Origin of the sequence: Zhongshania guokunii (assembly GCF_040892635.1) — a bacterium.
Classification (GTDB): domain Bacteria; phylum Pseudomonadota; class Gammaproteobacteria; order Pseudomonadales; family Spongiibacteraceae; genus Spongiibacter; species Spongiibacter guokunii.
This window is the reverse complement of sequence record NZ_JBFRYA010000029.1, coordinates 1-7,653: the sequence shown is the minus strand read 5'-3', so window position 1 is coordinate 7,653 and position 7,653 is coordinate 1. Positions and strand designations below refer to the sequence as shown.

Below are 7,653 nucleotides of genomic sequence, written 5' to 3'. Positions count from 1 at the left end.
TAGACTGACCTTAGCAAACTTTTAAGATACAGCGCATCCTGCCGCTGCTCCGCATAGTACAGGCCTAGCGTTTCCGCCTGTATATCGCGATAAAATAACCGCAAGCCGACCTCGGCCTTTGGAAATGCCAAGTGCTGCCAAGGCGCTTCCTCCTCACTAAACCACTTTACTGCCAGCGCCTCGCAGCCAGGGCTCAAGACAGGATCAATACAGTTAACATTAAATAAAATGTGCACTTGATCCATATTGGTTAAATTACCGAGCACATAAAAGCGCAATGATTGGGGATCAACATCAAGCCCGGTCTCCTCTCGCAACTCCCTTGCAGACGCCTCCCGCAACGACTCACCCAACTCCATAAAGCCACCCGGTAGCGCCCACCGGCCAATACCCGGCTCAGTTGCCCGCTGCATCCACAGTATCTTACAACCGTTTTGAGCGACGACGGTAACTTGAATTTTGGGGTTGAGGTAATGAATGTATCCACAGCTCGGGCACTGCTCACGAAAGCGCTCGTCTTCAGATAAAAATCGCAGTTCTAGGCCGTGACCGCATTCGTAACAGAAATGACTCATGTTTATTCTCTGGGCTATTGCCCCCACATATCAGGGGGACTCATTTATTATTCTCATTATTAGCCACTGAGAAATTTTAGCCATGCAAATCAATCTATAGGCACTATCAGCCATCGCAAATACTAACTAAAACCCCTTGCTAGCTAGCTACCAAGGGCAAGGTCTTAATTGTGCAATTGCCGATTGCTAGGGGTGATCATTCGCATATCTTTTCGCCAATGAATCGGCGGCAAATCAGTCTGCTTTACGCCGGGGCCGTGAGCGACAACAGCAGGAATACCCTGCAGTAAGCAGACCGTATACGCGAAGTAGCCCGGCGCGGCAGGATCGCCCTCAATTGTTTTAATATCACTCAAAAATGACGGCGCCACATTCAATGCACAGCGTGTCGCGGGCCGACCCTCAATTGTAATAATCCACTCGGTTGTGCCGTTAACTTGCGCGGGCTTCATTATTGGCGTGTGATACCAACCAACGCGCATGGTAATAAAAGGATTGTGCCTACATAGCCAATTGATTCATACGCCACGCTTCCGGTACGGCCCTTCGCAATGGTAAAGGTCGGCGACCTAAATCCACTAGAGCCGCTTCGGAGTAACTTGCCGCCTCTATCCGACTAAGCTCAACACCCATGGAGTCCGCCATGTGTTGAATCATCTGGAACCAATATTGACGCTGGTAAAATAAAGCGGGGCTGTCGTCGGCCATACCTTGCCAGGGATCACCACCGAAACCAATAATATCTAAAGTCGTGGTGTTCGCTTGGTCTTCGCAGTCAAAATACTCTTCAATTTTTATGCTATCAACATCATTCGACAGCCCAGTTTGCAGTAACACATAGCGGTGGCCATTAAAGTCGGGGTTAACGCCGTTGGCATAAAACGTAGCACCGCCCTCTAAGGCCGCTGCTTACAAAGCTTGCTTAAAGTCTTCACTGCGCGCCGGCAGGTAGCTATAGGGAAGCGAAGTGATCACGTTTTTCCCCGCTTTTATCAAGGTCAAAAAATCCTGCTCAGCTGGACCGCCTGGAAAATCCAGCGCCGTATAAATCACCACATCGCAGTCTACCGCAAGGAATTGCGCCAAATTCCCCGTTGCTGCCACGCCAACGGGGTCTTTGCCAACCAAGGTACCAATATCAACGCCATCTTTATGCTCGCCATATACATAGGCGCCAACTACCTCTAACTCAGGGCGGCGAATCGCCCCTCGAATACAAACCGAGCCGACATCGCCCGGCCCCCAAACAGCTACGTGATAAGGGGTATTTATTGTCATTTGCGTCATTCCGCTTACTGCTGCTTATCATTATTAAAAGTGGCACCCGTAATGATAGTCACCACTATAATAATACCAAGCGTCATTTACCAATGCTTTCCTTGATCCAATATCCACGCTATGCTTGTGCACCTATGGCAAACAAACGCCCCCACCGCATCAGCGCCGCAAGCAGCGCGGTCGTCGCCGCCTCGCCGAGGCCGCCGTTGCGCTCGCCTCAAAACACGGCTTTGGCAATGTTACCGTAGTGCAAATTGCCAAAGCCGCTGATTATTCTGCGAGTACTTTTTTTCGGCACTTTAAGACCAAGGAAGATGCCGTTTTTTTGATGTCACCGAGCATTACCAAAGCTTACGTTCGGTGCTGCGGTACGAAGGCGATGATCGTCCTGCGTGGGGTCGGGCACGGGAGGTTATTATCGAGAGCGTGTCGTACTGGGCTGATGACAACTCAGAGTTTGCAGTGAGCCGAACTGCGCTATTTCTAAAAGAAGCGCTACTCTACAAGCGCTATTTAGAAATTTCAGCCGAATACGAAAACATCATGGCGTGCATTTTTGCTGAGGAGAAAGTCGTAGACCCCAACGAAGATTTTTATTCCCGCGTTTTAGCCGGTGCCATTGTCGGCGCCTTCTGAACCTCGTTCCATGTATGGTCGCGAAACGGTGGCAGTCTGCCTGCGCTTCTCAGCCGCGGCTTAGATCTAATAGAAGCTGGATTGCTACCATGTCGCCGCTAAATTTATGACTCAGTGCTCTTCACGGCGGTCAAATAATCTACGAAAAACACTGCGCATATACTCATGTACTCTGTCTGACTGATGCACGGACTCCCACATCAAATTAAACGTAAATGGCACTGCCGGTGCACTTGGTCCCAGAATTTTACAGTTAAATCGGTCAACTAATTTTTCTGCCAGTCGCCGTGGCACAATCACCACGGTATCGGTCTCTTCGGCAATCATCGGTAGCAATGAAAACTGCTGAATTCGCATAACAATGTCGTGCTCACTTTCCATTTCCGCCAGCACCTTGCGAGTCAATAATGAGGTACGCTCTTCACCAAGGTGATAAAGGGTAAACTTTTCACGGCGATAATCTTCCTCGGTAATGGACTCTAAACCCACGAGCCGATGATCACGGTTCACCATATACACCATTTCTTCGGTATACAAAGGCAGGTATTTGAACTCTAAAAACGCTGGAGAATGGCAAATCGCATCTGGCACCAAATAAAAATCCATTTCATTTTCGCGATTAATCAACCGTCGGGTCTCAGCCACGTCGACAAACTGTAGAGTGATGCCTGGCGCTTCGGCGCTTAAGATGTTCTGCAGGGCGGAACTGGCAATCGCAGTACCATAATCGGTGGTACCAATAATAATACGACGCGACATCTCGTCAGGCCGGCTTTCTTCATTTTCCCACAGCAGATCTACAGCGTTAAAAATGATATCTAAGGGCTCAAGCAAAGACCGCGCACGATTGGTCAACTCCATTTTATTGCCAACTCGAACCAAGAGCGGGTCATTAAACTCATCTCGCATCTGCTTTAGTGCTGAACTTAAAGTTGGCTGGGATAGCCCCAGCACCTCTGAAGCCCGTGATAAATTTGGTTCGCGCAGTAACACTGACAAGACTCGCAATTGATTTAAATTTGTTTTTTTAATTCCCATATTCCCTCCAGCACAGGAGCTAGATCAAGGCAGCACCCCGAATTCAAGCAACCAGACTTAGCGCTGTCGCAATAACTAAGCGCCATTAATTATTTTCCTGAGATCTTACGCGAAAAACCGCTGAGCGGTGAAAATAAATCCCGGATTCGGATAATAAGCGCAATTTCCTAGAGAGGACGGGGGCCCAGGTTGCCGGTTACATCGAGCGTGAACGCGGCGTCAGCTTGCATCATGAGACGATCTATCAGTTGGTTTACCAGGATAAGGCAGTAGGAGGCGATCTGTACACGCACTTGAGAGTCGCCAGCAAGCCCTACCGGAAACACTACGGGAGTTACGACAACCGTATCGAATTGCCAATAGAGTCAGTATCGACGAGCGGCCGTCGGTGGTCGACAGGCGAAACCGACTGAGTGATTGGGAAGGCGATACGGTGATCGGAAAAGGTCGTCAAGGAGCGTTGCTGACCATGGTCGAGCACAAGAGCCTGTACACTGTGATTGTCAGCCTGACGGGCAAGCGCTCGGACTTGCTGGCGAACGTGCTGATTGAGCGCTTTACTACGCTGAACGGGCCGATGAAGACGATCACCTTTGACAACGGCTTAGAATTTGCGGAACACGAAAGGATAAGTGCAGCGCTTGGTACCAGGATTTACTTTGCGCACCCCTACAGCTCCTGGGAGCGCGGCATTAACGAAAACACGAACTGGTTGATTCAACAGTATTTTCCGAAGCACACGGACTTCACCCAGGTAAGTGATACTGATATTCAATTTGTGATGGATCGTCTCAATAATCGGCCCAGAGAAACTTGAGGCGGTAAAACGCCGAATGAAATATTCTTGGGGCAGGCAGTTGATTTACTGGCTGCATAACTGATTGCACTTATTACTTGAATCCAGGCTGTTGATTTGCACTTAAAACTGACCCCAGGGGGATGCGGCTAATTTCTTGGACTGATTTACATCACTAACCCCAAGCTTTCACGGTACTCGATAGGACTGAGATAACCAAGGGAGATCTTGATCCTCTTTTCGTTATACCAGCGAATGTAGGCATCAAGCTCTTCGACAAACTGCGAGATGGTCGTCGAACGCCAGTCCCTCGGATAGAACATCTCTGTCTTTAGCCTTCCGAAGAACCCTTCACAGGCCGCATTGTCTTGCGAGCAGGCTTTGCGCGACATGGATCGGATCAGGCTCGCCTTCGCAACACGGGACAGCCACCCCGGCCATCGGTAATGGCCGCCCCGATCAGAATGGACGATAGGCTTCTCAGTGCCCTCGACCACTGTTTCAATGGCCGCATCCAGCATGATATTCACAAGCTTTGCATCGGGGCTAGTGCCAATCGACCAGCTTACGACCATGCCATCGAAACAGTCGATTATAGGCGACAGGTAAACCTTCCCGGCTGGTAAATGGAATTCCGAGATATCCGTGAGCCACTTCTCGTTGGGTGCTGCGGCATGAAAATCGCGATTGATAATGTCCTCTGGAGCAGGGCTTATTTCTCCGATATAAGAACGATATTTGCGCCGTTTGGGCCTTGCAGCACGAAGACCTTCTTGTTTCATGAGCCGCTGCACGACCTTCTCCGAGACGAACACCTGCTGCCTGGTCAACGAAGCCTGAATTCGGCGATAACCGTAGGACCGGTGATTGCTTTCGAATATCTCGGTTATGGTGCAACGGACTTCCGTATACTTGTCGGCAACCCGCATCCGAGACCGATGATAAAAGTAAGAGCTGCGTGCCAAGCCGAGCCGCTCAAGAAGCCCCGTTAAGCCATATTCTTCTTTCAGGGCGTCAACCAGCATCGTTTTCTCCCGGTTGCTTAGGAGCTGCAGGTCGACGCCCAGGTCCTTTTTTAAAAGGTCATTGGCCTTGGGGGGATGTATTGGATGCAAATCAACATCGAGGCAATTTTTCTGCTTGCAGACTATAAATAATTTTTAGACCGTTAGGCTATAACATATTTCGCATTCTCGAACCTATCGACAAAACAAGACTAACCATTTCCTCTCGCTGGGTCGCATACCACTCAGGTCCATGGCTACGGTCATCAGTATTTGCTATCATCGATGCGGTTACCGCACCAAAACCAAGCAATAGTGAGCCAAGAGAAAAAGCAAGGCGGCGTTCTTTAATGGTTGCAAACTGAGTCTGAAACAGCTCCTCTGTAACTTCAATTAACACAGAATTTCTGCAGGGAGGGTATACGGGACCGCCACGCGCGACTTCATCAGCAACATCTCTCTGCAATAGCATGAGCAACGTTCGGTCGCTGAGGAGTTTGTCGAGAAAAGCGCCCAGAATACTTTGCAGCTTTTTATCTGGGGTATTTGCTGATTTGGCTGCATTTGAAATTGCCTTAACTGCTTCTAGGTATTTGTATTCGCGCGCCTCTTCATATAAGCTCGATTTTGTACCAAAATGGTAGAATATGGTTGCCGTTTTAACACCACTTACTTCAGATATTCGCCTAATTCCGACGCCATCAAACCCATGTTCTGCAAACAACCTTGATGCAACTTCAATAACTCTGTTTATATCAGATATGCCTAGTTGTGCCATTACATATATCCTAAATTAATTTATCGTAAAATATCACTACTGTCCGGTTAAATATTGAATAAGTTCAGTTGGTTAGAATTCATGTTATCCTCCAGGATATGTTTGGTATTGAAAAGGTCCTTTTTTAAAGGGGTTTTCTTGAACAGAGTGACTGAAATTACCTGTAACAAAGTGTAGAGGGATGCCTCCAAATTGAGGCGCTTCTTGATGATAGCTACCAGCACGTACACCGACACGGCAGTCCAGACTTGTACTTTGACGCGCCGTAAAACTTCTTGATACGGAGATGTTGCTTGATCCATTTGAAAACAACTCGACCTGCCAGCGGGCTTTGTATCGCTCGCAAATGGTCGTTGGTGGAGGGCCAAGCAGGTTGGTCAGAAAGACGAGTGTTTTTTCCGTCTCTGGATCTTTGAAGCGAATGCGGCGCAGATGATGGGGGTAGCTCTTTTGACTGTAGAACCCCGACAGGGCCACTGTCTGATCGCAGATGATCCCTTGCGCCCGGTCGCTCGGCGCCGAATAGATTCTTCGCAGGTCGGAAGTCGTTTTGGCCCGGGTGACAAAAAAGCGCCTGCGTCGTGAAGGGTGAAAAGTCACTCGAAATCGAGATAGGCGCGGTCCATTATATAGATCGCGGCCGGTTCCGGAATCATCAGGTTGAGTACGTTGACATCGCGCACGTTGCCATCGGAAATGTGTATAAGATTCGGGATATTGCCACGCAGGTCCAGCAGTGTATGCATTTTCACCGCCGCCTTGGTGCTGCAAAATGGCGCCCATGGAAACAGCGACAGGCAGAGATCTATTGTGGTGGAGTCTAGCGCATAAACAGTGTTCGTCAGATCCAGCCCAAGATCCTTTTCGGCATAGAGTTTTCGAGCTTGCGTGATCAGCCGTTGTGCAAACTCGGCATAAATTCGCCAGTCTCGTCGCTCGTTGGCATCCGCCAGGGTAGAACGCTTGATCGGCGAGCCAATGCCCATGTGGTACAGCTTGGCCGATTGCGCCGAGAGACACGCTTCGATATCGCGCAGGCTCTCCCTGTAGGTGAGCTGCGCACACGCCAGCGCGCGGCGCACGGGAGTGTGCGAATACGGTGATCCCCATCGTACCGGGACACGAGCCTGTGAAAAGTTTTCCACGGAAGAAAGTCAATGATCTGTGCAAACAGCGTCTTTCCGGTATACGTCGCATCGTCTCGGCCGCCAGAGTCTGGCCAAGAGGATACGTTGCCGGATTCGCGTTCAAGTCGGGGACACACTAATTTGGCTGTAAGTTATTATGATCATTGAAAAATTCCCGTTCTATCGAAGTGTTAACCGAACAGCAGTGGTAAAATATTTTTATGAAAATGACGTAAACGGAATCCCGTCGATACTCAGGAAAACCTCCTTCTAAAGATTATTTTCCTTATAAATCAATCAGAAGACAATATTAAACTCGCACTCAACTAACACGCTCTCAGCACTGACCACTTGATCATACTCAGATTATCTTTGTGCAATAATCACCGTCAATTAGTTTAACGCACCTAAGGTCAGTCTG

The 7,653-nt window shown here is 49.1% G+C and carries 8 protein-coding genes and 3 pseudogenes; 3 read left to right on the top strand and 8 right to left on the bottom strand.

Annotation, left to right across the window (positions count from 1 at the left end; all coding sequences use genetic code 11):
- The 4 genes from AB4876_RS18895 to AB4876_RS18880 all read right to left on the bottom strand — a co-directional run.
- Nucleotides 1-575, bottom strand: a 575-nt coding sequence (locus tag AB4876_RS18895; RefSeq protein WP_368383244.1) for an NUDIX hydrolase, incomplete at its 3' end; no start/stop codon positions are given.
- 164 nt (nt 576-739) lie between these two features.
- Complete coding sequence (locus AB4876_RS18890) at nt 740-1,027, bottom strand: hypothetical protein (RefSeq protein ID WP_368383243.1); 288 nt, start codon at nt 1,025-1,027, stop codon at nt 740-742.
- A 49-nt stretch (nt 1,028-1,076) separates the two neighbouring features.
- Nucleotides 1,077-1,412: a hypothetical protein gene (locus tag AB4876_RS18885; protein WP_368383242.1), complete on the bottom strand. Its 336-nt coding sequence runs from the start codon at nt 1,410-1,412 to the stop codon at nt 1,077-1,079.
- A 72-nt stretch (nt 1,413-1,484) separates the two neighbouring features.
- Entirely contained in the window at nt 1,485-1,853 is a 369-nt protein-coding gene (locus AB4876_RS18880) for a hypothetical protein (RefSeq protein ID WP_368383241.1), read from the bottom strand.
- Nucleotides 1,854-1,977: 124 nt separating this feature from the next.
- Between AB4876_RS18880 and AB4876_RS18875 the strand changes: the two genes are divergently transcribed.
- Together AB4876_RS18875 and AB4876_RS18870 are read left to right on the top strand one after the other, a co-directional pair.
- On the top strand, nt 1,978-2,319 hold the full coding sequence (locus AB4876_RS18875) for a TetR/AcrR family transcriptional regulator (protein ID WP_368383240.1): 342 nt from the start codon (nt 1,978-1,980) through the stop codon (nt 2,317-2,319).
- Nucleotides 2,214-2,489, top strand: coding sequence for a hypothetical protein (locus AB4876_RS18870; protein WP_368383245.1), 276 nt, complete (start codon nt 2,214-2,216; stop codon nt 2,487-2,489). Before AB4876_RS18875 ends, AB4876_RS18870 begins: the two co-directional genes overlap by 106 nt.
- A 111-nt stretch (nt 2,490-2,600) precedes the next feature.
- On the opposite strand, the gene AB4876_RS18865 is transcribed toward AB4876_RS18870, so the two are convergent.
- The gene (locus AB4876_RS18865; protein WP_368383239.1) at nt 2,601-3,527 is read right to left on the bottom strand and encodes a LysR family transcriptional regulator; all 927 of its coding nucleotides are present in this window, start codon (nt 3,525-3,527) and stop codon (nt 2,601-2,603) included.
- 185 nt (nt 3,528-3,712) lie between these two features.
- Here AB4876_RS18865 and AB4876_RS18860 point away from each other — a divergent pair.
- Nucleotides 3,713-4,344: pseudogene (locus AB4876_RS18860) on the top strand (IS30 family transposase); the annotation flags it as partial.
- A 146-nt stretch (nt 4,345-4,490) separates the two neighbouring features.
- Here the strand turns inward: AB4876_RS18860 and AB4876_RS18855 are convergent.
- The 3 genes and pseudogenes from AB4876_RS18855 to AB4876_RS18845 all read right to left on the bottom strand — a co-directional run.
- Nucleotides 4,491-5,417, bottom strand: a pseudogene (locus tag AB4876_RS18855) (IS3 family transposase); the annotation flags it as partial.
- Nucleotides 5,418-5,496: 79 nt separating this feature from the next.
- On the bottom strand, nt 5,497-6,105 hold the full coding sequence (locus AB4876_RS18850; protein ID WP_368383238.1) for a TetR/AcrR family transcriptional regulator: 609 nt from the start codon (nt 6,103-6,105) through the stop codon (nt 5,497-5,499).
- A 47-nt stretch (nt 6,106-6,152) separates the two neighbouring features.
- Nucleotides 6,153-7,279, bottom strand: a pseudogene (locus AB4876_RS18845) (IS4 family transposase).
- Nucleotides 7,280-7,653 lie beyond the last annotated feature (374 nt).